Source organism: Roseibacillus persicicus (genome assembly GCF_014651675.1).
GTDB lineage: Bacteria > Verrucomicrobiota > Verrucomicrobiia > Verrucomicrobiales > Akkermansiaceae > Roseibacillus > Roseibacillus persicicus.
Genome location: NZ_BMXI01000006.1, coordinates 1 through 22,006, shown reverse-complemented (window position 1 = coordinate 22,006; position 22,006 = coordinate 1). Strand labels below are relative to the sequence as shown.

Here is a 22,006-nt window from a genome sequence, read left to right as displayed (position 1 = left end):
CCAAATCTTCACCCCTAATGTTCGATTTCCCAAATTTCCAACCGAAAGAACTTTTCAGAAGAATTCATTGGAATGCGCGCCTCCATCACCTCCACATCATCAAGCGTTTCGAGTAAGTTCTCGATCAGCCCGTCACCCGCATAGCGCCAGCTATCAGGCATCAGAGTAGTGGACCACGCCGCCCGAACATGGTGCCCGGCGGTCGATCTCCGGAGGAAATTCACGACTAGCTCGGAACCATCCTTTTGTAGAGTGAGGTCGGGAGAATCAGGAACCAATGGATCCAGAACCAAAGCCCATTCCTCGACATTGGAATAGGCATCACCATCAGGGTTTCCGCCTTCCGTGATATCCGCTCCGGCCGCCGCTCCACTCAATGCGGTCACCGCCCACAGCTCGTAGTCACTGAGTTCCTCTACCCGAATCAAGTCGAGCGCAGGGTCCGCTGAATGCCACTGTGCCTGTTGATGGGTGAAACGAATTGTCACCTCCTCGTTTCCAACAAAACTCGAGAGGTCAACACTCGCGGTGGACCAAGGGGCCTCGCTACTTTCATGCTGCTGCCCGTCTTTCCTCCAAACGTCCAAGGTCCATTCGCTCCCATCATAGATATCTACGGTCAGATAATCGATGAATGCTCCGAACATGTGATAGTCGAATGTCATTCTCGCTGAATTCACGGTGCTGAGGTCAAAGGAACATTCCAACGACGCGCTCTTGAATTGCTCGCCGGAATCATGCCCTTCGAAATAGACATACCAATTCCCCTCGGAAGCCGCTGCGGGTCCTGCCGCCGCGCTTTCAGTGGGACCACTCTGACGGGTCCAATCAATATCGTCACTCTGCACCTGACGCCAGGAACCCAGCCCCGCCTCAAAGGTTTCGATATATGGAAGAGCTCTCGGTCTTTCCTTAATCACAATATTATCGATCGCGGGGTCCGCTGAATTCCAAACAAGACGCGAGGTCCGGAAGCGAAGAGTGACTTCTTCATTTCCAGCAAAGGAAGAGAGGTCGACCTTGGCCTCACTCCATTCCTGCTCGCTGCTATCGTGTTGTGGTCCAATCTTGAGCCAGTAACCGTTGTTCCAACTCGTCCCATCGAAGACATCCAAGGTCAAATAGGCGATGTAAGGACCAAACATGTGATAGTCGAAACTCAACACCACACTGTCGGCTCCGCTGAAGTCGAAGGTGCATTCGACCTGCGAAACATCATTCTCCTCCGCGGAGTCATGACCTTCGGCATAGAGGTAGAATTCGCCATCAGAGGCCGAATTCGGTCCAGCAGCCGCACTCGGCGTGCCTCCCCGATTCAAGGTCCAGTTATAGTCGTCATCCACAGATTGAACCCAGTCACCGATCCCGTCCTCAAAGCTTTCCGCGTAAGGGATAGACACCGGCTCTCCCACTCTCACATTGTCAATCGCCGGGTCAGCGGAATTGTATTGGGTCCTCGCGGTGCGAAAACGAATTGTGACCTCGGAAAGTCCGGCAAAAGCCGAAAGATCGACCACCGCCCGTGACCAGCGTTCGGTGCTGCTGGTGTGCTGCTGATTATCCTTGAGCCAAACGTCAGTGGCCCAACTGGTTCCATCAAAGATATCGACTGCGAGGTAGTCGATGTAGTTGCCATACATGTGATAGTCGAAACTCAGCTTCACATCATCTGCGGAACTGAAATCGAACACGCACTCGACCTGAGCCATGTCCCCTGGAGAGGAAGAATCGTGGCCCTCCGCAAAAAGGTAGGAGTCCCCATCGGATGCCCCACTTGGTCCCGCAGCACCACTGGGAGTCCCACCACTCCCCACTTCCCAATCATAGCCATCATCATAGAATTGGCGCCAGGCCCCAACCCCGTCCTCAAAGCTCTCCGCGTAGGGCAAGCTCTGCACTTCTGCCAGCGAGATGGGATTGTAGTGCGTGATAAAGCGGAACCTCACATTGTCGTTCGTGGTCGATGCCGCGACGGTATCGACGAGGTTGGCGTTGCTGATCCGCAGACGCCGGTTCGAAGAAAGATGGTCGATGTAGAACCAGCCATGCTCGTATTCGGTCAGACTCCACTCCACCAACGAACCGGTGGTCCCCGCCGGAGACAAGCCCACATCGGAGCCATCGTAAGAAAGTCGTCGGCCATCGCTCAGCCCCACGATATACTTGCTGCCATTCGGCCCGCTTTGCAGCATAAATTGCTCGGTGGCGGTCCGATTCAAGACGTCGGCTGTCGTGACGGTGCTGGAATCCGGATGATCGAGCAAACGCAAGAAGCGCGCCTTGTTGTGGATGATGTAGGAAGTGTCGTCCACCAGTTGGTCAACCCCATCCCATCCGGCAAGGAGTAATCCACACTCGGAAAGATCTTCCCAGCCGGGATCGGAGGAATCATTGGCATAGTGCAGTGCCAGACGGGGAGAGTTCATATCGGCCGCTCCCGCACTACTCGCATCCGTCGTGTCGGGATTGCCTCCGAAAAGAGACCACTCGAAAACTGAATACTTCTTCAACCAGGAAAGGCTTTCCGCCCGCCACATAAACTCTGCCAAAAAGTTGAAGTTGTGATTACGGCTCCAAGTCGTCTTATCACCAACGAAATCGCGAGTCGAAAACTCAGTCAACCAAATCGGCTTTCCATAGATATCATAGAGAGCCTTCATGTTGTTGATCAGCGTGCTGGGGCTTCCTGTAGATGCGCCGGAGGTGGAATACCAATGCATCGTCATATACTCGCATCGATAACCCCGCTCCTCCGCCATTGCCTCGTAATTCTGCCGCCAGCTGCCTTTATAAGCCGCCGGCACGGGTCCCCCCAGAGGAAGGCGGGTTCGTTCCAGACGGGGCCACTGATAGGCAGCAGTCTCCTCAGTCATATTCGCTTGATCATGAAGATCCGGCTCATTGAATCCCAAAAGAGTCGTTTGCTTTGCCCTCCGAAACCACTCCGGCTGATACCTCAGAAGTCCGGGAGAAGCGGCCGCCATAGCCCCCCACTGCATCGGCATGTATTGTCCGTATTGAACCTGATTCTCTTCCGAAAAATTCCATCGGTAAGCCCAGCTCGGCTTGAACAAGGGGTTGAAGTGAAAGTGGGAAGCCTGCCCTTTCTTTGGATAATGGGTCTCATAGTTGATGCGCCATTGCTGCTCGGGACTGTCACTCACTTCCTGCTGCACCACATTGCTCCCATCCCATTCCAAAGCCATCCCCGACCAAAGGTTTACAATGCGAAAGAAGCCGTCGCCCACCGATTGAAGCTCCCACCGCTGATGCGGCATACTGGAGTAATCTCCTTCCACAATCGCCGCCCCCTCTTCGGTGGATGCCAACGCTACTTCGAAGCACTTCTCTGTCTCTTTACTTCGGATCCGGTAGCTCTCATCCCCCAGATTGCGAAGCACCTGAAAACATGGCTCTGCCGTAGTCAAATGGGACTCCGTATCTGACGTCGACAGGCGGGTTCCTTCGGCCCGATTCTCGATTGTAAAATAGGAGTCCTCGTAATCCAGAAAACTCCCCAAAGGAGGCCGCTGATTCCGCGCATCTGTTTCCAATGAAAAGGCCGCGCCCGACACTTCCGGCAATACCACCAGTTCGCGAACAACCGCTTGAGACAAATCGTTGGACCTCAAACGAATCTTGGAGGCGTTTACTGGACTGGTAAAGTTGACAACCCTTTCCAGCTCCGTATTCCCAGTGATCGTCCCACCGGGGATAGGCACCCAGCTTCCTCCGCTCTCATAGGCAATTTCGAAATCCTGAATCTGGGAGCCACTCTGTCCGGTGTAGCCCGAATAGAGATGAACACTCCCAATTTTCTCTGCATATGGAAAGTGAATCTCGAGGTCATGCGGACCAGCGGAATCAGCACTGGCCCAGAAAGAGGTGTTGTGCACGTATCCGTCGATCGCCAGCTTGGGATACGCCGTTCCAGCAACGGAGGAATACTCATATTGCCGCATCTTGGCCAAATTCAGATCCACATCCGTGCCAAAAGGAACCGCCGAACCATCCGGAGTCGGAGCATACAGCGCCAAGTCCACAACCCTCGCGATTGCATCAGTGGTATAGAGACGAAATCTCTGCGCGACAACCGGAGTGGCGAAAGCCAGTTCCACCAGGCGGGCTGTATTGCCCGAAAGAGTCGTGCCAGCGATGTCGACCCAGCCACCGCCGTCATGATATTGCATCACCGCATTGGCCATCGCGGAATCGAAGGTGCCACCTGTTAGAAGATGCGCACTACCAATCTCCATCGGGACGGCCAAGGCCACTTCAAGCCAGTGAGGTCCTCCCGAAGGAGTGACCCATCGGCTATCCTGGGTCAGAAATCCGTCCGAGGCAAACTGGGGAGGCCAGTTTGTCAGGGAGGAATCCGCGGTTGTGGTTTGGTATTTGGCCAAATTATAAAGAGTCTTCCCTCGGCCCCCCGTGGTCGCCTTGACATTGTCGATCCAAGCGCCCCCATTGCGGTTCGATAAGTTCGAGATGCGGAGCGAACTGATTTCTGTCACTCCATCTCCGCGGGTTGACAGATCGAACCCGCTCCATTCGCTGGAGTCTTCGTAGTCGCCGTCACCATTCCAATCGATACTCAAGGCCGCCTGCGAAGGCGCGGTGATATCGAGTTTTACTCCAATGAGACTTCCCGTTCCCCAAGTTAAAAACCCATCAACTGCAGGATTCTTAAATCCATTGTTAGACCCGGTCGCATTGACGGTCTCGAACGAGGCGGTTCCATCCGAACCAGTGGTGAAGAACTTCTTATTATTGTTCATCTGGAAGACGAACTCAAAGGCCTGATTCCCGCTCGCATCGTCCAACGAAAACACAACCGCCTGATTGTTGGCCTGCCGAACCGCGTAGAGTTCCAACTCCAGACTGAGCGTCTCCCGATAGAGGTCCACCCTCCGAACAAAGTCCGCACTCACCGAGTTCGAGGCCAAACCCGAGGTCGCTTTGTCGAATACGAAGGCATGATTTCCCGCTCCATCCGAAATCACCGCCCCGGGAGCGGAATCCCCAGCCTCCCAGCTGCCTATCTGTGATCCAACATCCAAGTTCGCGGCCGAAGCGTTCGCGGTGACTGTTCCTGACACGGCCGTCGAGGCATCAAAGTCCGCTTCGAAAACCACCGTTTGGGCTTCCGCCCCACTGCCCACAATGAGCACCGCGAATAATACGAAAAGCAAAGGGGGGATTCCGGCTTTCGGCTGGAATTGGAAAAACTTGTTCATTTCAAATAGGTTTCATGGCCAAAAGACCGGACGCGTCGAACGCTCAAAGCACATTCCGTCCCAAGAAAAAGGCAGAATGGCAATTTTTTCCAATAATTTCCAAATAAGCAGAACCAAAGGTCACGCAAAGGGGCTCTCGGACGACCGAGCCCAGGGCCAGCCGACTTGGTCGTTCATCCCTCTCCTTCCACATCCTTTAGTAACGATGGAAAGGCCTGATTATTAGAATAATGGGTCGGCTCGTTGAGACTTCTTTACTCAGCCAAGGACCTTGCCCCGTCCTCAGTTCGCGGATTCAAGCGAGATTAAGAGAGAGAAATTCCTTCTCATCACCTGGTGAAAGCGTGATGTTAGAGAGATGGAACTGGATATTCCAATTGTGCCTGAACCTCCGGAACTCCCCAAGGCGTTCTCATATCTGGCCCGCCTGAGCGCCTTGGAGGCGGAGCGCACCTACCAGATCCGTTCGGGTCACTTCACCATTCTTTCCAAGGGACTCGCAGACCGGACCTTTCCGCTCTCAAACATTGTTGAGCTCCGCTTGCGATTTCAGCCCACCCGAATTCAAACCAACCGCTACGAATGCCTTCTCAAGCAAAAGAACGGTCAGAGAATCAAGATCGCCAACGAACTCTATCAGGGGATCGCCGACTTCAGCGATCAGTCGAATAGCTATCGCGAGTGGATTCATCACCTCGTGCGGGAAGTCGGCTACCATTCCCCCAACTGCCGCATGGTCACGGGCTGCACTGCCCCGGTTTGGTGGGGCTACTTACTGATGCTGTTGGCTGTTTATGCCTTCTTGATCGCCTTGGTCATCATCTTCGCCATGGCCATTCCGGCCGCTGCGATTACCAAAGTCGTCTTCATGGTCGTGATGACTCCCCTCGCCTTCCGATGGTTTCGAAAGAATCGCGAACAACGATTCAATGCGACAGAAATCCCCAAGGATGTTCTGCCCTCATAAAAAAGGCCGACGATGAAATCGCCGGCCTTCGCAGAATTGATTGCGCAGTGAAAATCGTGGATGCGCTCTAGTCCATCAGCTCTTCGAGCACTTCGCCCATAGAGCTCACAACCTGACCAGGATTCTCGACCAAGCCTGCGGCAAGAAGTGCGTTGTCGCCGAGTTGCTTGGCGATCTTTTCCGCGAGTTCGGGCTTGGATTCATGGAAGGCGGCGAGCTTTTTAACGAGGCTGTGGCGTGGATTGACTTCCAAACGGGCCTTGGTTTCCGGCGCATCGCTGCCCATGGCCTTCATCATCGCGCGCATTTGGGCATTGGGGGCATCTTTGGGAGTCAGCGCAACCACCGCATGGCTCACGAGGCGCTTGCCTGCTTCCACCTTCTCAAAGCGCTCGCCAACAGCCTTGGTCATCCAATCTACTAGACCCGTAGTAGCAGCTTCGTCGAGGGCTTCGCCTTCCTCATCCGCCACATCTTCGAGCTCGATGTCCGCACGGTCGGCGGAGACGATCTTTTTCTCCTTCCAAGTCCCGAGAGTCTCGAGGACATAGTCGTCCACTCCGTCGTTGAAGAAGGCCACTTCGAGGCCGCGCTTCTTGAAGGCTTCAAGGTAGGGACCAGTCTCGATCGCTTCCCGGTTGGGGGCCACGAGGTAATAAATTTCAGTTTGACCGTCCTTCATGCGGTCCACGTATTCCTGCAAGGAAGTGGTGGTGCCAGCCTCGGTCATGGAGCTTTCGAAGCGCAACAGACCCGCGAGGGATTCCTGGTGCTCGTAGCTCTGCACCACTCCCTCTTTCAGGAAACGGCCAAAGCGCTGATAGAACTCAGTGTATTTTGCTGGGTCGGACTTGGCTTCTTTTTCCAGGAACTTGATGAAACGCTTGGTCATCACGTCACCCAACTTCTTCACGAGAGCACTGTCCTGCATGGACTCGCGGGAGATATTGAGCGGAAGATCCTCCGAGTCGATGACCCCCTTGAGGAAGCGCAACCACTCGGGCAGCAGGTTCTCGGGAGCGGCGTCGATGAGAACTTTCTTGCAGTAAAGACCCACTCCCGGAGGGGTCTGCCCCATGCCCATGCGCTCCATGGTGTCGTCGGGGACGAACAGGATGGAGTTGATCATCAGGGGCGCGTCGGCGGAGAAGTGGAAGGTGTAGCGAGGGTCCTGATAGTCCTTGCCCACGAACTTGTAGAACTCCTTGTAGTCCTCTTCGCTGACCTCATTTTTCGGCTTCAGCCAGATGGCATCAACGGTGTTGACCACCTCGTCATTGAGCTTCACAGGGAAGCCAACGAAGTTGGAATAACGCTCGATGATGGCCTTGATGGTCTCGGGCTTGGCAAACTCTTCGAACTCCTCCTTGAGGTGCACCACGACCTTCGCTCCCCGGCTGAGGTCGGAGCTTTCTTCGATGGTGTAGCCTGTCGCACCGTCGCTTTCCCAACGGAGATGTCCGCCGTCCTCCTGCCAAGAGTGAGTGTAGACCTCGACCTTGTCCGCCACCATGAAGGCGCTGTAGAAGCCGACCCCGAACTGGCCAATGACGTCCGCTCCTCCACCATTTTCCTTGAGAGCTTCGAGGAACTTCTTGGTGCCCGAGCTGGCAATGGTGCCGATGTTGGCGACCAACTCCTCGCGGGTCATGCCGATACCGTAGTCGGCGATGGTGAGGGTTTTGGCTTCCTCGTCGGTCGTAATTGAGATCTCGAGAGGCTTGTCCGCGTCGAAGATGGCATCCCCCTTCAACTGCTGAAGCCGCATCTTTTCCAAGGCGTCGGAAGCATTGGAAATCAGTTCGCGCACGAAGATCTCGCGGTCAGTGTAGAGGGAATGGATAACAATATCCAATAGCTGCCGCACTTCGGCCTGAAACTCATGTTTTTGAACGTCGCTCATAGTGTTTTTGTAAAGCGGCGGAAGATAGGAATCTTCGAGGGTCTGTCAACAGGGAGCTGGCATTTTTAGGAAAGGGATTGGCGGGAAAGGTTCGAGCGGTCAAACCGTGCTGTGGTCCGCTCCGCCGTAGGCCAACGCCTCCACCATTCGGATAGCCTCCCGATTGGGCTGCACTTCATGGACCCGATGGACAAGGGCCCCCAATTCGCGCGTCCAAGCGCTGAGCCCGACCGTGGGCCAATCGCGCGCACTCATCTCCGATTCATCGAGAAGCTTGGCGAAAAAGCTCTTACGTGAAAGACCGACCATCACCGGACGATCTCCTACCGCCAACTCGCCCGTCGCCCGCAACAAGGCCAGATTGTCCTCCAACCTTTTCCCAAAACCAATGCCCGCATCCCAACACAGCCGTTCGGGGGCGATGCCCGCTCGCCGCAAGGTCTCCAGCCGTTCCTCGAAAAAGCCGCGCACCTCGCCCACCACATCATCGTATTCGGGAGCGGCCTGCATGGTCTTGGGAACACCGCGCATGTGCATCACCACGATGCCGCAGTCGCTTTCGGCGCAGACCTTGACCATTGCGGGATCCCGTAAGCCGGAGATATCGTTCACAATTGTGGCCCCGACCTCCAAGGCCTGTCGCGCCACCTCGGCCTTGCAGGTATCGACCGAGATGGGAACGGGAGAATCCTTGGCCAATGCCGCGATGACCGGGATTACCCGCTCCAGCTCATCTTGCAGCGCCACCGCATCGGAACCCGGACGAGTCGACTCTCCCCCCACATCGATAATGTCAGCGCCCTCGGCAATCATCTCAGTCGCTCGGACCACCGCCGCTTCGCTGCGCGCCCACTTGCCTCCATCGGAAAAGGAATCCGGGGTGACATTGAGAATGCCCATCACCAGAGCTCCGTTTCGAAAATCATAGTGCCTGTCACCCACCTGCCAGAGAGCGATATTTTTCTGCTTTGACCTCACGCTGCGCTTTTCCTAGCTTGTCGGCTATGTCGAGACCATTACTTTTCGTAGCTCTCATCGCTTTGATTCAGTTTCTATCCAGCTGCTGCTGTTGGGCGGTAGAAAAAGAAGTGTGGGAAGAAGTGAGTCACAACGTGCGCATCATGCGCCACCGGGACGGAACGAATACTGAGTATCGTCGTTCCAATGATGAGAAGACCCTCGTCAAGAGGCGTCTCTCCAATGTCAAAGGCGGGCGGAATTCGATCCTCACCACCACTATCTATCGCATGGACAAACGCGGGAACCCTCTTTCCTGCAAGATTTTCGACGGCAAAGAGAACCTCCTTTATAAAGTTGCCTACGGTTACCACCGCGAAACAGGTCGTCTGGTAGCCGAGGACATGTTTGATGCCCGCGTTCCCCAGATCGACCCCAATACGAAGAAGGAAGTCCCCGTGCGTCGCATGTACTGGTTCTACGATGGAGCCGGTAACGTCACCAAGGCCTTTTCCTTTGTCTGGCGCAAAGGTCAGTATGCGGAAGAGCTCTATGACAAGCCCTCCGATGTCCAGGGCACAGCTCCCACCGACAATCCTTTCCGCAAAGCACCCGCTGCGGCACCTGCTGCCGGTCAAAATCAAATGGAGTTCGACGCCCCTCCACCGCTTCCCCCTCTTCCATTCGAACGCTAGGCGATTCTCGCAGTGAGCCACCGTCCACTCTCCCCTGAGGAAGCCTGCGAAAAGGGAATCGCGGCAGTGCTGGCCAAAGAGCACATCCGCGACCGGGAGAAAAAACGCCGGAATTACAGGACCCTTCAGCTGGTTTGTGTTCTTCTGGCGCTTTGCTCGCTCTATTTGATCTTCCGCATTCCCGTTCGGCCCATTCAAGTGGCGGCAATTCCAACTGCTTTCATCTTCCTTCTTCTGCGAGCCTTCGACCGCGATTACCTCTCAACCCATCAGAACTTCACTCTCGGGATCTTTTTTACCATCGCCATCGCGGGATTGGTTCGAGTCATGCTGCCACTTTTCTAGATTGAGGCGATGGCGGTGGGGTTTCTTGACTTTCGATATCGTCGCGTAGAAAACATCTCATCAGTTCCACGACTGTTGGGATTTTCTTGCCACAATCGACTCACCTTTTCACTTCATGCTCAAAACGATTCTCTCTCGCCTCTTTCAAACCGTGGTTGTGGTTTTCTTGCTGGTGACCTTCACCTTCTTCGCGGTTCGCGCCATTCCCGGCAATCCCTTCGCCAGCGACAAGGCCACCTCTCCCGAGGAGCAAGCCGCCCTGGACGCCTACTACGGTCTCGATAAGCCACTGGGGGTTCAGTATTTGAAGTATTGGGGAAATATTTTAACCCAAGGTGACTTCGGGGACTCCCTCTCGATGAAAGGGCGCAAGGTCTCGGACATGATCGCCGAATCCTTTCCGGTATCGGTCATGTTGGGTCTCATCTCCCTGACGATGGGCGTCTGCCTGGGGATTCCGCTCGGCATTATCGCGGCCCTCAATCACAACAAGAGTCTGGACTACTTTGCCATGTTTATCGCGATGGCGGGAATCTGCGTGGTGGCCTTTGTGCTGGGGCCGATTTTCCAAATCAACATCGCCAAACCCTTGGGCTGGCTCAATGTCGCGGGTTGGTCGCGTCCTTCCGACATCATCCTCCCCGCCATCACCCTTTCCTTCGGCGTCGCCGCCTATCTTGCCCGGCTGACTCGCGGCGGAATGCTCGATGTCTTATCACAGGATTACATCCGCACCGCCCGCGCCAAGGGGGTGCCTCCGCTCAAGGTCATCACCAAGCACGCTCTGCGCCCCGCCCTAATGCCAGCCATCACCTTTCTGGGACCAGCCTTTGCTGCAATCATCACCGGCTCCTTTGTGGTGGAAAACATCTTCCTCGTTCCCGGCATGGGGCAACATTTCGTCACCGGAATCACCTCCAAGGACTACAACCTCGTATTGGCTCTGGTCCTCTTTTACGGAATCCTGATGGGCGTCGCCAACTTGCTGTCCGACCTCGCTCTCATCTTTATGGACCCCAAGCTCCGCAACGCCTGATTTTCCCGCCATGTCACCCATTACCGAAACCGCTCGACCGAGCTCTCTTCCGGCCGCCGAAAAAGGCAGTAGCCTGTGGTCCGACGCCTTTGTTAGACTGAAAAAGAATAAGCTCGCCATGGTGGGCGGAGTCGTGGTCCTCACGATCCTAGTAGCCTGCTTCATCGTCGAGCCCATCCTCGCCGCCACCGGCATGGATGGCAACGAGCAGGACCTCTCCAATCAATTTGCCAAGCCCGGCGATGGCAGCGTGCTGGGCACCGACCAGCTCGGCCGCGACATGCTCATGCGCGTGTTGGGTGGCGGGCAGATTTCCCTTTTGGTTGCGATTCTTTCCACCCTGGTGACAGTCACCATCGGAATCATCTATGGCGGAATCGCAGGCTACGTCGGAGGTCGCACCGAGGCCATCATGATGCGTATCGTCGACGGCCTGCTGGCAATGCCTTTCCTCATCATCGTAATTCTCTTCCGCGAACTCATTTCCGCACGCATGGATCTGGTCTCGGCGTGGTTGGTGGACAACTGGAGCGTGAACCCGGACTTCGTCCTCAAGTTCTCGAACCTCATCCCCCTCATCTTTGCAATTGCGGCCTTTGGTTGGTTGACGATGGGACGAATTGTTAGAACGGCCGCGGCCTCTCTTCGCCGACAGGAATTCGTGGAAGCAGCCCGCTCCCTCGGTCTCCCGCATCGCCGCATCCTCTTTCGACACATCCTGCCCAATATGCTGGGACCTGTGATCATCTACGCCACCCTCACTATCCCCAGCTTCATCCTCTACGAAGCCACCCTTTCCTTCATTGGATTGGGCATCGAGCCCCCCAACTCTTCATGGGGAATCCTGATTAAAGAAGGCGCCAATTTCCTCGAGACCTATCCCGTGATTCTGGCAATCCCTGCCGCCATGTTCTCCATCACCCTCTTCGCTTTCAACTTCCTCGGGGATGGACTCCGCGACGCTCTCGATCCCAAGTCCTCGAAAGACTGATTCTGCCGTGAGTGGGACCAACAATCCCAATGACCCAAAAGTGCGGGCCAGGGCCTTCCTCCTTCTCGCAGGAATCCTCCTTCTCTCCCTCCCAATCCTGCGCCTGCTTGAAGTGGGGCTGCGCCTCCGCTTCATGCGGGAGCACTACGGCGACCTCTGGCAAGCCCTAACCAAGGATCTCTGGCTCAGCGGTGGCTGGTGGAGCTACTTTGCCACTCCGCTGGGATTCGTCATGACCATTCTCCCTCTGGCTCTCATACTCGGCATCGCTCTCTGCCTCTTTGCCGCAATCCGCATCACGAAGGATCGAGGCTAGTCTTTCTCCTCTGCAATCAATCCCGAAAAGCGGTTGAGCGGTCCAAGCGTCCAGTGAAAACGGACTGCCAGAATTCTCATCACAGTCACCACCGTCACGCCCAGAGTCATCGCCCAAGGCCGGGGCAAATTCCAGTGATAGGAGAGCAGAAAAGCCCACGCTCCCACGAAACAGCAAGTCAAATTGAGTGGCGTGCCGGGCTTGAAAGTGGTCGGCACCCGGGCGCACATGATATCCGCCACAACCCCGCCAAAAGCTCCGGTCATCACACCAAAGAGGGCAGCCAAAAACAAAGTGGTTTCGGCATCATGCGCAATCGCCGCCCCCGCAATCACAAACAGCCCCATCCCCAAAGCATCCGGCACCACCAGATACCTTTCCATTCGCAAAACCAACTTCGGAACCACGATCGAGAAGAGGCTTAGGAAAAAAACAATTACGGGGTAATGCGAGTTCCCCACCCAGAAAAGAGGCTGCCGGTCCAAGCAAAGATCCCGCAAAGTCCCTCCACCAAAGGCGGCCGCAAAGGCCACCGCAAAGAGTCCGGTCATATCCAAGCCCGAACGCGCGGCCAACAGGATACCATAGATGCTTGCCGTCACCACGGCCATCAACTCGATGATTTCGATGGGAGCCATTCTTAATTTCTAAGGGATTTTCAGGGTGCGGGAGGTCTCACGAGCAGCGCAAGCGCGGCCCCGTGGTCAAACGCCCAGCGTCCTCCACAGAAAACCACCGAAAAGAAAAAAGCAATCAGCATAAAGAGGCTGCCCGGCAAATGAACGACCTCCCTTTCCCCAACCTAAGGCACCACCACCGGAGATAGCTCACCCTCCATCAAGATGTCCTCCACCCCTAACAGGGCCTTCATATTCTGCTGCATCAGGGCATCCATCTGCTCCAGCATCCCGCTCTCCTTCACGTCGCGGATTGCCTGCAGTCGCAACTGGTTCACCAATTCATCACGATCCTGACCGTCGACCTTGTTCCAGATCCCACTCTTGTCCTCCACGGTTTTCACCGACTCCATTTCGGCGGAAAGCACCTGGGGTTCTCCCAAGCCCTGAATCACAGCTTTGCCCTCATCATTGTAGCCGACCGTCAGACCGTTCGTGATGTCATAGCCAATCTTCACCTTGAATCGACCTTCCATCCGAAGTCGCTTGGTGCTGGTCAAGGGCCCGATCACGACGGCTTCGCTCTCGATCTCCTTGTTCACCTTCATATCAAATTCCATCAGCGCCATTTCCCCCACGTCGGTTACTTTCAAGATGGAAGAGGAGTCCAGTCGCGTCACCGTACCACCACCTCCCAGCAAGCCGCCGAAGAACTGTTCCACCTTCGCCATTGTCGAATGCGCCATCGACTCCGCTGGCCGAACCATTACGAAATACCAAACCACCCCCGCCACCGCGATCAAGAGAGCCAACCCCGCAAAGGCGCCGAACGAACTTCGCTTACGGGTTTCAGTCTTTTCGGAGCTTACTTCGATATCACTCATTCCAGACACCGTAACGAAGCAGGAGCGATAGGTCTGTCTCAAATCGTGTGCTCCCTCCCTACACTTGTCTGCCACCTCTCGCTTTCGCGCTTGCATCCCCTACCACTCGCAAGCAATTCTCCCTCCCACGCAAATATCTGTGAAAGCTCACCAAATTTACCAAGAAGTCGACCCCGCTGTCATCCAGGACATGTTTCAATGGATGCGTGTGGAGGAACGGAATCTCTACAAAACCACCCTTTCTTCCCTGGGTCAGGCTCGCAATTTGCGCTTGGTCTTCTTGCAGAAAAAGTCGGTGGCCGATCAAATCGCCTTCATGCACAAGATCCTGAAGCTGAAGACACAGGATTTGGTCGGAGAGCATCTGCTCCAAGTCTGGTTCATGAAAGGCCAGCAGGACCTCCTGCGCACCTTCTGCGACCGTATGGAGATCGAGCACGACGGCAACGGACAAGTCATCGGAGACCTCCCCGAGACTCTCGATGACACCAAGCTGGCCGAGACCATCAATCGCCTGCTGGAGATGTTCGATTCCAAGGTCGTGACCGTTTACCTCTACGTTTTCAATCTGCAGACTCCAGATGGCTGGGACAACCTCAGCAAGATTCTCGCCGAAGACGACCGTCTAAAGCTCGCCTAATCAAAGAAAAAACCGCTGCTCCCCATTTCGGAGAGCAGCGGTTTTCGAAAAAGAAGTTGGCCCCTGGCCGACCTAAGAGGCCGCCATCAAGGCCTCGATTTCATCGACCTCGATAGGAATATTGCCCATGAGGTCAAAGTTGCTGTCCTTGCCGATCACCACATCGTTCTCGAGACGGACTCCGAGGTTTTCTTCCGGAATGTAGATTCCCGGCTCAATGGTGAAGACCATCCCTTCGCGCACGGGCTCGTTGTGGGGCATGACATCATGGACATCCAATCCCAAATGATGGGACGTGCCATGCATGAAATACTTGTTCACCAGCGGGAGCTTCTCCCGATCCTGCTCGGCGGCCTCTTTCTCATCAATCAGCCCAAGCGAGATCAATTCTTTCTCCATAAAGAGACGAACCTGTTGCTGGTAGTCTTTGGGGGTGATTCCCGGCCGAAGAATTTCATCCGCCTGACGAAGCACGCTCAACACCGACTCATAGACAGCGCGCTGACGGGGGGTAAACTTGCCATTGACCGGAACAGTCCGGGTCATGTCGGCGTTCCAATTGCCATACTCGGCAGCGACATCCATCAAGACCATCTCCCCATCTTCACAGACCTGATTGTTCTCCAGATAGTGCAATACGCAGGCATTTTTCCCACTTCCAATGATGGGCGAGTAGGCGAAGCCACGGGAACGGCTTCGCACGAATTCATGCAGATACTCGGCCTCGATTTCCCATTCTCCGACCCCGGGCTTAATGAAGCCCAGGATTCGGCGGAAACCAGCCTCGGTGATATCACAGGCCTTCTGCAGCATATCAATTTCAACCTGTTCCTTGATGATACGGAGCTCGGCCAGCAGTGGAGCGAGGCGCTCATACTTGTGTAGGGGAAAACGGGCCTGACACTGCTTGATGAAGCGGTCATTGCGTGTTTCCACCACCCGCATGGCCCGCAGGTGCTCGTTGGTGGTGAGATAAATGTGCTCAGCTTGAGGAGCGAGAAAGCTAAAGGTGGCCTCAAAAGATTCGCTCCACTCCACTCGCTCGATACCAGAGACTTCGGCGGCCTGGTCTTTGTCGAGCTTCGCGCCCTCCCAAACAGCCAGGTGTTCACTGGTCTCACGAACGAACAGAATCTCACGGTCTTTCTCAATCTTCGCATCAGGGAAAAAGACCAGCACGGTCTCTTCCTGATCGATTCCGCAGAGGTAGAAAAGATCACGATTTTGCTGCAGCAAGAAAGTGCCATCCGCATTGGTTGGCAGGATGTCATTTGCTAAAACAACAACCATGGAATTGGGCTTAAGCATCCCGCGAAGTTTTTCGCGATTGCGGACAAAGAGAGTTGGATCAATTGGGTCGTAACGCACGCTCAAGAACTAAGCTGCCCTGAGGACGGGAAAAAGGACATTTCTCTCCCAATTGATTGTCCCAAAGCTGATTGGAGAGTTCCCTCGAGCATTCCACGGCAACAAAAATCTACGTAACACACTGGTAATAAAAAGAAAACAAAATCGGACAAATCCAAACCATCACCTTTGCCCTCCCTCATCTCATCTTACCAGCATCTATTCCCAAAAAGGGACCAGTAACATACTTTGTGAATTCTTTGTCCAGAAATCTGACTTCCTCAACAGCAGATTGGTTTAATAAACTCTATGAGTGAGCATTTGCGCTTTTCTCCCTGATTCACGCAAGTCCGATCAAGGAGTAAACATGGTTGCGCCCCGCCCTCCTTCGCGTACTCAAAACCCCTTCGACAGCCTCCAAAAACGCGCTAAGGTCTGGCCATCTATGAGCTGGACCACCAAAGCTGAATTCGAAGACATCAAATACGAGACCACCGACGAGGGCGCGATTGCGAAAATCACCATCAACCGTCCCGAGGTGCGCAATGCCTTTCGCCCCCAGACCGTGCGCGAGCTGTTGGCCGCCTTCGATAAGGCTCACGAGGATCCCCAGGTCGGAGTGATCATTCTAACAGGCGAAGGCGAAAAGGCCTTCTGCTCCGGAGGGGACCAGAAAGTCCGTGGCCATGCGGGATACATTGGCGAAGACGGAGTTCCCCGCCTCAACGTCCTCGACCTCCAGAAGAAGATTCGCTCCCTCCCCAAGCCTGTCGTCGCGATGGTGGCCGGATACGCCATCGGGGGCGGACATGTCCTCCACATCGTCTGCGACCTGACCATCGCCGCCGACAATGCCCGCTTCGGCCAAACCGGCCCCAAGGTCGGCTCCTTTGATGGAGGCCTCGGCTCCAGCTACTTGGCCCGCATCGTGGGACAGAAGAAGGCCCGCGAAATCTGGTTCCTTTGCCGCCAATACGACGCCCAGGAGGCACTCGACATGGGCCTCGTCAACACCGTGGTCCCCTACGCCGAGCTGGAAACCGAAACCATCAAGTGGTGCCGCGAGATGCTTGCCCACTCCCCCCTCGCCCTCCGTTGCCTCAAGTCCGCTCTCAATGCCGACTGCGATGGCCAAATGGGTCTGCTCGACTTGGCCGGCAACGCCACCCTGATGTATTACATGTCCGAAGAAGGCAAAGAGGGTAAGAACGCCTTCATCGAAAAGCGCGCCCCCGACTTCAGCCAATTCCCTCGAGTGCCATAGGGCAATCACTCTGCTGAGCCAGTCGCGGACTGGCTCAGTTCTTTCCATCCGTAGCTATTCAGCGTAAGCGACCTTACCGTCGGCAATGCTCACGAACTCGGAGTTCTTCACGAACCGCAGTACCTGCTCAAACTCTTCATCCGACAACTGCCGCTGGTAAAAAGCCCTGAGCGCTGAGCGCATCGCTTGTTCGGAGGCGGGCCGGGATGCATTCCCCTTGCGGAGCCGGGCCAAGAACTTTTCTCCTTTTTGCCTAGGATTCATCTTGGAGATTTCCTTGCGGAACTTCACCACTGGAATCCCTTCAATCGCGGCCACACGCTTAACCCGAATAGTCTTTTCTCTAAGATGTTCTAACAGAGGATCATAGCCCGTATCTTTGCTCACGACGTGGAAGTATGCCTTTGGATCCTTCATCGCCAGGACGCCCAGATAGCAAGCGATATGAAAATCCAGGGCATTCTTACCATTTCCAGAAATTTTGATATACTCTCCCCCACCCCTCAATCGCTGAAAGGACGAGACAAAATCGTAAGAAAGCCGGTTCTGACTATTGCCCACGAAAACGAAAACAGAAAACTGTTCGTCCGCGACTTCATCTAAGGACTCAGCCAATGGTTGGACATTCTCATAGTCCACTAACACATAGTTTTTCAGCATCCCTCGAAGCCCAATTTCCCATAAAAGACAGGATAGTTCAAGATTCTTTAACATCGAGAACTCCTGAACAATTGAACTCTCCGATGAGAGCCATGCGGACTGCCAGTTCCTTATCCCTTTCCCGAACCAATCAGGCCACCCTCGATCTACGCCGCCCGCTTGGGGAGATGGGGCTTGGTCGGTTGGTCATCAGGCTGGAATGGAACGATTTCCGGATTGGGTAGAGGGGGCAGTCCGTGGGCGGCGCGTGCGCGGTCACAGTCGGGATTATGCACTCCCCCTTCCCAAGAAGGCGGAAATTCGCGGCAGACTGAGGCCCGCACCGCATGGATGGTACAGCCCACACATTGGCCAATCTCGCCCTGGAGCGCGATGCACCGGGGACTCTTTTGGTTCGTCCCTTTCATCACCAGACGGTGGTGCGTGAGCGACTCCGTCAAATCGGCAGGGACCGTTCCCCAAGGGGATTCGGCGCTTTCTCCTTGGTAGAAGGAAACACGAAAATGAGCGCAACAAGCTCCGCACGAGGTGCAAGGATTGTTGTCGTCATTGTGCCACGGAAAGGCGGGATTCCCCCGCTCGTTCGAGTTATTCATGTGAAGGCACGAAGCCGCTCGCAAAATGAGGCTGCGGAATCGAATGTCAAGATTGGCGCATCTTCTCAAGCGAGTTTGATCGATCGCCCGGCGGCCTGCGCGCCCCCTGAGTCTCCCCCCAAGGCCTGGACCCGGGTGCGATCGGCCAAAATGCGGTCCTCCCCAGCGATTTTGCGAAAACATCCCTGCGCTTTGACACCGCAATGGTTGACCTGAGGAGCGACCCTAGCCCACCCTCTCGCGACCAGAAATCATGCTCAAGTCCCTCCTCCTCGCAGCCCGTCCCAAGACTTTGCCCGCCGCCATAGTGCCCGTTTGGGTCGGCTGTGTCTTGGCTTGGAAAGCCACCGGCTCCTTCAGCTGGCTCCTCGCTCTTGCCACGGTCGGCAGCGCGATTTGTATTCAGATTGCCACCAACTTCTTCAATGACGCCATCGACGACGCCAAGGGCGCCGATACCGAGGCCCGACTGGGACCCACCCGCGTCACTGCCAGCGGACTGCTTTCGCGCAAGACGGTCTACCTCCTTGCTACGATGTTTCTAGTAGCGGCAGCCTTCTGCGCCTGGCCCCTCATTGCCGCGCGAGGCTGGGTGCTCCTTGCGATTGGAATTCCCAGCCTCTTCCTCGCCTACGGCTACACCGGTGGACCGTTTCCCCTGGCCTATCTGGGACTGGGCGAAATCTTCGTAGTTCTCTTCTTCGGCATCATTGCGGTGACCGGAACGGTTTTTGTGCAAACCGGTTTGTTTTTTCCCCAGGCAGCTTGGCTCGGGCTGACTGTCGGTTGCCTTTCCGCCGTCCTCATCACCATCAACAACCTGCGTGATATCGAAGAAGACACGGCGTCCAACAAACGCACTCTCGCGGTGCGATGGGGCTTTGAAAAGGCCTCCAATCTCATTCGCATCGAATACCTCGTCGCCATCGTCTCCTTCTACATCGCCCGAAAGGTCCAACTGGGTGAGCCCCCAATCACCGACATGTTCTTCGCCGTCCTCATCCTCGCCTTCCCCGCCATCCGCGTGGTCAGTTCGGTCAAGGAAAACGGGCCCTCTCCCGCCCTCAACGGTCAACTAGCCCTTGCCGGAGCTCACCTCCTCATCTTCGCGCTTGGCTGGCAGATGCTGGCTCTCTTTAGTCGCGGCGGCTAGCGACCTGGCTGTGTTGTTAGGTTTTGCGAGGTCAAGGACCTGTCCCAGTATTGAGAATTAGTCTCATGGCCTTTCTCTTTGCCCCACTGCAAAAAATCGAGTAATGATTAGCTGATCATGACTACAACTGAAACAAAAGCGAAAACCTGCCAAGCCTGTGCCTACTGGGAAGCCTCTTCTGACAAAGGCGAATGCCGCCGCCACGCTCCTCAGAACATCGTCTTCGAAGTGAACGAGAAAGTCAGCGTGGAATCCCGCTTCCCCATCACCAGCGCCTCCGATTGGTGTGGTGATTTTTCGGAGAAATAGTCGATTTAGCCCCTTTTCTCCCTTTAAGCCTCAATTTTTTGAGACTTTTTTAGCAGTTAGAGTTGCGAATGAGTCTCAATAGCGTCATGTTCACCTCGCTATGGAATCCAGCGAAGTGAACGAGTTGCTCAGCCAAGCCCGTCCTCAAACCTCGGAAGGAGCCGATCTCCTGCTCGACCTCCGCGACCTTTTGCTCAACGACGGTCATCCCGGGACCTGCGTGCAGTGCTTCTTTTCCCTGCTCGGCAATCTGGACCGCCCCGGCAGCCTCACTCCCCTGCGAATCTGGCTGGAAGAGCACCTCGAGGTCGCTGTCCGCATCAACGGCGAAACCCGCGAACGCTTCCCCGTCCGCTTTGGTAAAAGCCGAAACCTACAGGACTACTGCGAAAACACCTTTGAATTTATACGCTCGGACCGCTCGTATCAGGAGGACAAGATTCACCTTTCTTTTCAGTATCGGGTAGCGATGGCAGCTTAGAGAAATCTGCTTTTCTCGCCGCAACCTCATCGAGAACGCGATTCGACCCACAAAACTCGGCCAAAAGAACTGGCTCTTTTTAGAATCCGAGCGCGGAGGCGAACTCGCCGCCGTCGCCTTCACTATCATTGAAAACTGCAATCGTTACGGGCTCGACCTGCGCGAATACTTGTCGAGCACGATGAAAGCGATCATCGAACAAGGCCCCGCCTCCGCGTCACAGCTGACTCCAAAAGCCCTGACGACCCATCCCGCCAGAAAAGCGGACAAAGTCGCAGCCTGAAGTTCGTCAAGGAGGCCGCGTTTCAGTCGTTTACTTATCGACAATGCCGTTGCGCAAAGCAACTGCGACATCGCCGCTCGTATCCTCCGTTCGGGGAAGGCTAGCTCGGCGGAGCTTGGCCGACTCCACGACCTTCTCGAGCACTCGTTGGACACCGCACCCAAGAAGCAGCCAACGTGACGGCACGGCTTTACGAGGACAAACTTGAGCGTACCGCGTTTTCAGCGATAGCATTACCGCACTGATGAGTTCTTCCGACTATTCCAAACTAACACGCCAACCCCTCCCAAAATCAAAGCACCTGAGATCCAGTAGAGCCATGTCAGGGAGTGGGGTTTATTTTCTAAACGATTATCACTGTTTGGAAAAGCTCTAGATTCTGTCGGCTTAGAGCTCAAATCTTCTGCTCGTTCTTTACGAGGATTCTCTTGCGAAGATTTGTGAATAGCCTTCCTTTCTACTAAAATTGAAGCTCTGTTGTTAGCATTGCTAACAATATTTAAGACATCTGAGCTAAGCCCTTCCTGGTCAATTTCATCTAAAAACAATTTAAGTTCCGAACCCGTTTCCCCCTTCAAATCATTCTCAATGAGAAATTGAGATACGCTACTGATTAGATGACAAAAACTCCATTCTTTACGCCCTAAATCACTAAAAGACTTACCATCCATACTGAGCATTTCGACAACTTCTTGGTTCGACAAGTTGTTCGGATCGCTTAGAATATCTCTAAAAGTCGAACTAAATTCAGTTGCTTTTTTTTCGGCTAAGACAAAGCGCTGTATCTCGTTTCTCTTGGCCTCATCGATATCAGGATTCGCAAAAAAGCTTAATAGCCGGCTAACCGGAAAATCATTCTTTTCACTAAAAATTATTTCTTTCACTTTCTCTAAGTCCTCTCCTATCCCTTTGATAAGAATCTCACGATCATAACTATGCTCCTCTCCATTTGCATGCGTGTGACTTCCATGAGAATACATAAACTCCAAAAGCTCTTCCTCAAAATTCGTGCTTTCATGCCCGAAGAGCATCGGGTTAATCATCGTGAAAAATAAGATTACTCTTCGCATTCTATTAAAGGTGAGGTTAGTATTTTGCCAATTTGCGAAATCGAAAAGCGTTTGGGAACAAAAATATTGTTATTCTCTAAGGCTAATCGATACAGGATTCTAGTAGCCGAATCTGAAGTGGTCCCGTTATCGTTGCCAGTAAATTGCGTCTTTAGTTGATGCTGGTCTGGGGGCGGTTGTTTTTGTTTAGCTCCGTAGTTGGAGAGGTGGAATGGAGGGACTGGAGCGTAGCGGAAGGCCCGGAATGGAGCCTCT

Annotated in this window: 21 protein-coding genes and 1 pseudogene; 12 read left to right on the top strand and 10 right to left on the bottom strand. The window is 54.6% G+C overall.

The genetic code is table 11. The features are described from left to right. Window positions 1-14: 14 nt before the first annotated feature. Entirely contained in the window at window positions 15-5,237 is a 5,223-nt protein-coding gene (locus tag IE099_RS08120) for a glycosyl hydrolase (protein WP_189569417.1), read from the bottom strand. A gap of 358 nt (window positions 5,238-5,595) precedes the next feature. Here IE099_RS08120 and IE099_RS08115 point away from each other — a divergent pair, with 358 nt between their 5' ends. Further along, on the top strand, window positions 5,596-6,204 hold the full coding sequence (locus IE099_RS08115; protein WP_194598377.1) for a hypothetical protein: 609 nt from the start codon (window positions 5,596-5,598) through the stop codon (window positions 6,202-6,204). Between the two features lie 67 nt (window positions 6,205-6,271). Here IE099_RS08115 and htpG read toward each other — a convergent pair whose 3' ends face one another. Then, window positions 6,272-8,107 carry a molecular chaperone HtpG gene (gene htpG, locus IE099_RS08110; RefSeq protein ID WP_189569415.1) on the bottom strand — a complete coding sequence of 612 codons (1,836 nt, stop codon included), beginning with the start codon at window positions 8,105-8,107 and terminating at the stop codon, window positions 6,272-6,274. 99 nt (window positions 8,108-8,206) lie between these two features. Next, window positions 8,207-9,085, bottom strand: coding sequence for a dihydropteroate synthase (gene folP / locus IE099_RS08105; protein ID WP_229809443.1), 879 nt, complete (start codon window positions 9,083-9,085; stop codon window positions 8,207-8,209). A gap of 26 nt (window positions 9,086-9,111) precedes the next feature. Between folP and IE099_RS08100 the strand changes: the two genes are divergently transcribed. From IE099_RS08100 to IE099_RS08080, 5 genes are all read left to right on the top strand, one after another. Then, window positions 9,112-9,759 carry a hypothetical protein gene (locus tag IE099_RS08100; protein ID WP_189569414.1) on the top strand — a complete coding sequence of 216 codons (648 nt, stop codon included), beginning with the start codon at window positions 9,112-9,114 and terminating at the stop codon, window positions 9,757-9,759. 12 nt (window positions 9,760-9,771) lie between these two features. Continuing rightward, window positions 9,772-10,104, top strand: a complete 333-nt coding sequence (locus IE099_RS08095) for a hypothetical protein (RefSeq protein ID WP_189569413.1) — start codon at window positions 9,772-9,774, stop codon at window positions 10,102-10,104. Window positions 10,105-10,219: 115 nt separating this feature from the next. Then, window positions 10,220-11,140 carry an ABC transporter permease gene (locus IE099_RS08090; RefSeq protein ID WP_189569412.1) on the top strand — a complete coding sequence of 307 codons (921 nt, stop codon included), beginning with the start codon at window positions 10,220-10,222 and terminating at the stop codon, window positions 11,138-11,140. Between the two features lie 10 nt (window positions 11,141-11,150). After that, the gene (locus tag IE099_RS08085; RefSeq protein ID WP_189569411.1) at window positions 11,151-12,131 is read left to right on the top strand and encodes an ABC transporter permease; all 981 of its coding nucleotides are present in this window, start codon (window positions 11,151-11,153) and stop codon (window positions 12,129-12,131) included. Window positions 12,132-12,138: 7 nt separating this feature from the next. Next, on the top strand, window positions 12,139-12,447 hold the full coding sequence (locus IE099_RS08080) for a hypothetical protein (protein ID WP_189569410.1): 309 nt from the start codon (window positions 12,139-12,141) through the stop codon (window positions 12,445-12,447). Here IE099_RS08080 and IE099_RS08075 read toward each other — a convergent pair. Beyond that, window positions 12,444-13,085 carry a trimeric intracellular cation channel family protein gene (locus IE099_RS08075; protein ID WP_189569409.1) on the bottom strand — a complete coding sequence of 214 codons (642 nt, stop codon included), beginning with the start codon at window positions 13,083-13,085 and terminating at the stop codon, window positions 12,444-12,446. The genes IE099_RS08080 and IE099_RS08075 overlap by 4 nt on opposite strands. Before the next feature lie 164 nt (window positions 13,086-13,249). After that, window positions 13,250-13,948, bottom strand: a complete 699-nt coding sequence (locus IE099_RS08070) for a DUF4230 domain-containing protein (RefSeq protein ID WP_189569408.1) — start codon at window positions 13,946-13,948, stop codon at window positions 13,250-13,252. Window positions 13,949-14,087: 139 nt separating this feature from the next. On the opposite strand from IE099_RS08070, the gene IE099_RS08065 reads away from it, so the two are divergent. Continuing rightward, the gene (locus IE099_RS08065) at window positions 14,088-14,588 is read left to right on the top strand and encodes a hypothetical protein (RefSeq protein ID WP_189569407.1); all 501 of its coding nucleotides are present in this window, start codon (window positions 14,088-14,090) and stop codon (window positions 14,586-14,588) included. Window positions 14,589-14,660: 72 nt separating this feature from the next. On the opposite strand, the gene IE099_RS08060 is transcribed toward IE099_RS08065, so the two are convergent. After that, window positions 14,661-15,956: an aminopeptidase P family protein gene (locus IE099_RS08060; protein WP_189569406.1), complete on the bottom strand. Its 1,296-nt coding sequence runs from the start codon at window positions 15,954-15,956 to the stop codon at window positions 14,661-14,663. Between the two features lie 424 nt (window positions 15,957-16,380). Here IE099_RS08060 and menB point away from each other — a divergent pair, with 424 nt between their 5' ends. Beyond that, window positions 16,381-17,199, top strand: a complete 819-nt coding sequence (gene menB, locus IE099_RS08055) for a 1,4-dihydroxy-2-naphthoyl-CoA synthase (RefSeq protein WP_189569405.1) — start codon at window positions 16,381-16,383, stop codon at window positions 17,197-17,199. 54 nt (window positions 17,200-17,253) lie between these two features. On the opposite strand, the gene IE099_RS08050 is transcribed toward menB, so the two are convergent. Both IE099_RS08050 and IE099_RS08045 read right to left on the bottom strand, forming a co-directional pair. Then, window positions 17,254-17,913, bottom strand: coding sequence for a PIN domain-containing protein (locus IE099_RS08050; protein WP_189569404.1), 660 nt, complete (start codon window positions 17,911-17,913; stop codon window positions 17,254-17,256). A 92-nt stretch (window positions 17,914-18,005) separates the two neighbouring features. Further along, entirely contained in the window at window positions 18,006-18,455 is a 450-nt protein-coding gene (locus IE099_RS08045; RefSeq protein ID WP_189569403.1) for a YkgJ family cysteine cluster protein, read from the bottom strand. Between the two features lie 253 nt (window positions 18,456-18,708). On the opposite strand from IE099_RS08045, the gene menA reads away from it, so the two are divergent. The 4 genes and pseudogenes from menA to IE099_RS21085 form a co-directional block, all read left to right on the top strand. Next, window positions 18,709-19,608, top strand: a complete 900-nt coding sequence (menA, locus tag IE099_RS08040) for a 1,4-dihydroxy-2-naphthoate octaprenyltransferase (protein ID WP_189569402.1) — start codon at window positions 18,709-18,711, stop codon at window positions 19,606-19,608. A gap of 117 nt (window positions 19,609-19,725) precedes the next feature. Continuing rightward, complete coding sequence (locus tag IE099_RS08035) at window positions 19,726-19,917, top strand: hypothetical protein (protein WP_189569401.1); 192 nt, start codon at window positions 19,726-19,728, stop codon at window positions 19,915-19,917. A 100-nt stretch (window positions 19,918-20,017) separates the two neighbouring features. Beyond that, a complete protein-coding gene (locus IE099_RS08030; protein WP_189569400.1) occupies window positions 20,018-20,398 on the top strand; it encodes a hypothetical protein in 381 nt (126 codons plus the stop codon). A gap of 4 nt (window positions 20,399-20,402) precedes the next feature. Next, a pseudogene (locus tag IE099_RS21085) lies at window positions 20,403-20,489 on the top strand (IS66 family transposase); the annotation flags it as partial. Between the two features lie 425 nt (window positions 20,490-20,914). Here IE099_RS21085 and IE099_RS08020 read toward each other — a convergent pair. Together IE099_RS08020 and IE099_RS20785 are read right to left on the bottom strand one after the other, a co-directional pair. Then, window positions 20,915-21,724 (bottom strand): hypothetical protein, encoded by an 810-nt coding sequence (locus tag IE099_RS08020; RefSeq protein WP_189569399.1) that lies wholly within the window; start codon window positions 21,722-21,724, stop codon window positions 20,915-20,917. A gap of 14 nt (window positions 21,725-21,738) precedes the next feature. Beyond that, window positions 21,739-22,006: hypothetical protein (locus IE099_RS20785; protein WP_229809442.1), on the bottom strand; the 268-nt coding region annotated here is incomplete at its 5' end.

Coding starts and splice junctions, on each gene's coding strand:
- menA (WP_189569402.1), top strand. CDS start 18,709: ATGCTCAAGTCCCTCCTCCTCGCAGCCCGTCCCAAGACTTTGCCCGCC.
- IE099_RS08115 (WP_194598377.1), top strand. CDS start 5,596: ATGGAACTGGATATTCCAATTGTGCCTGAACCTCCGGAACTCCCCAAG.
- IE099_RS08085 (WP_189569411.1), top strand. CDS start 11,151: ATGTCACCCATTACCGAAACCGCTCGACCGAGCTCTCTTCCGGCCGCC.
- IE099_RS08075 (WP_189569409.1), bottom strand. CDS start 13,085: ATGGCTCCCATCGAAATCATCGAGTTGATGGCCGTGGTGACGGCAAGC.
- IE099_RS08050 (WP_189569404.1), bottom strand. CDS start 17,913: ATGTTAAAGAATCTTGAACTATCCTGTCTTTTATGGGAAATTGGGCTT.
- IE099_RS08120 (WP_189569417.1), bottom strand. CDS start 5,237: ATGAACAAGTTTTTCCAATTCCAGCCGAAAGCCGGAATCCCCCCTTTG.
- IE099_RS08090 (WP_189569412.1), top strand. CDS start 10,220: ATGCTCAAAACGATTCTCTCTCGCCTCTTTCAAACCGTGGTTGTGGTT.
- IE099_RS08020 (WP_189569399.1), bottom strand. CDS start 21,724: ATGATTAACCCGATGCTCTTCGGGCATGAAAGCACGAATTTTGAGGAA.
- IE099_RS08045 (WP_189569403.1), bottom strand. CDS start 18,455: ATGAATAACTCGAACGAGCGGGGGAATCCCGCCTTTCCGTGGCACAAT.
- menB (WP_189569405.1), top strand. CDS start 16,381: ATGAGCTGGACCACCAAAGCTGAATTCGAAGACATCAAATACGAGACC.
- htpG (WP_189569415.1), bottom strand. CDS start 8,107: ATGAGCGACGTTCAAAAACATGAGTTTCAGGCCGAAGTGCGGCAGCTA.
- IE099_RS08100 (WP_189569414.1), top strand. CDS start 9,112: ATGTCGAGACCATTACTTTTCGTAGCTCTCATCGCTTTGATTCAGTTT.
- IE099_RS08030 (WP_189569400.1), top strand. CDS start 20,018: ATGGAATCCAGCGAAGTGAACGAGTTGCTCAGCCAAGCCCGTCCTCAA.
- IE099_RS08070 (WP_189569408.1), bottom strand. CDS start 13,948: ATGAGTGATATCGAAGTAAGCTCCGAAAAGACTGAAACCCGTAAGCGA.
- IE099_RS08035 (WP_189569401.1), top strand. CDS start 19,726: ATGACTACAACTGAAACAAAAGCGAAAACCTGCCAAGCCTGTGCCTAC.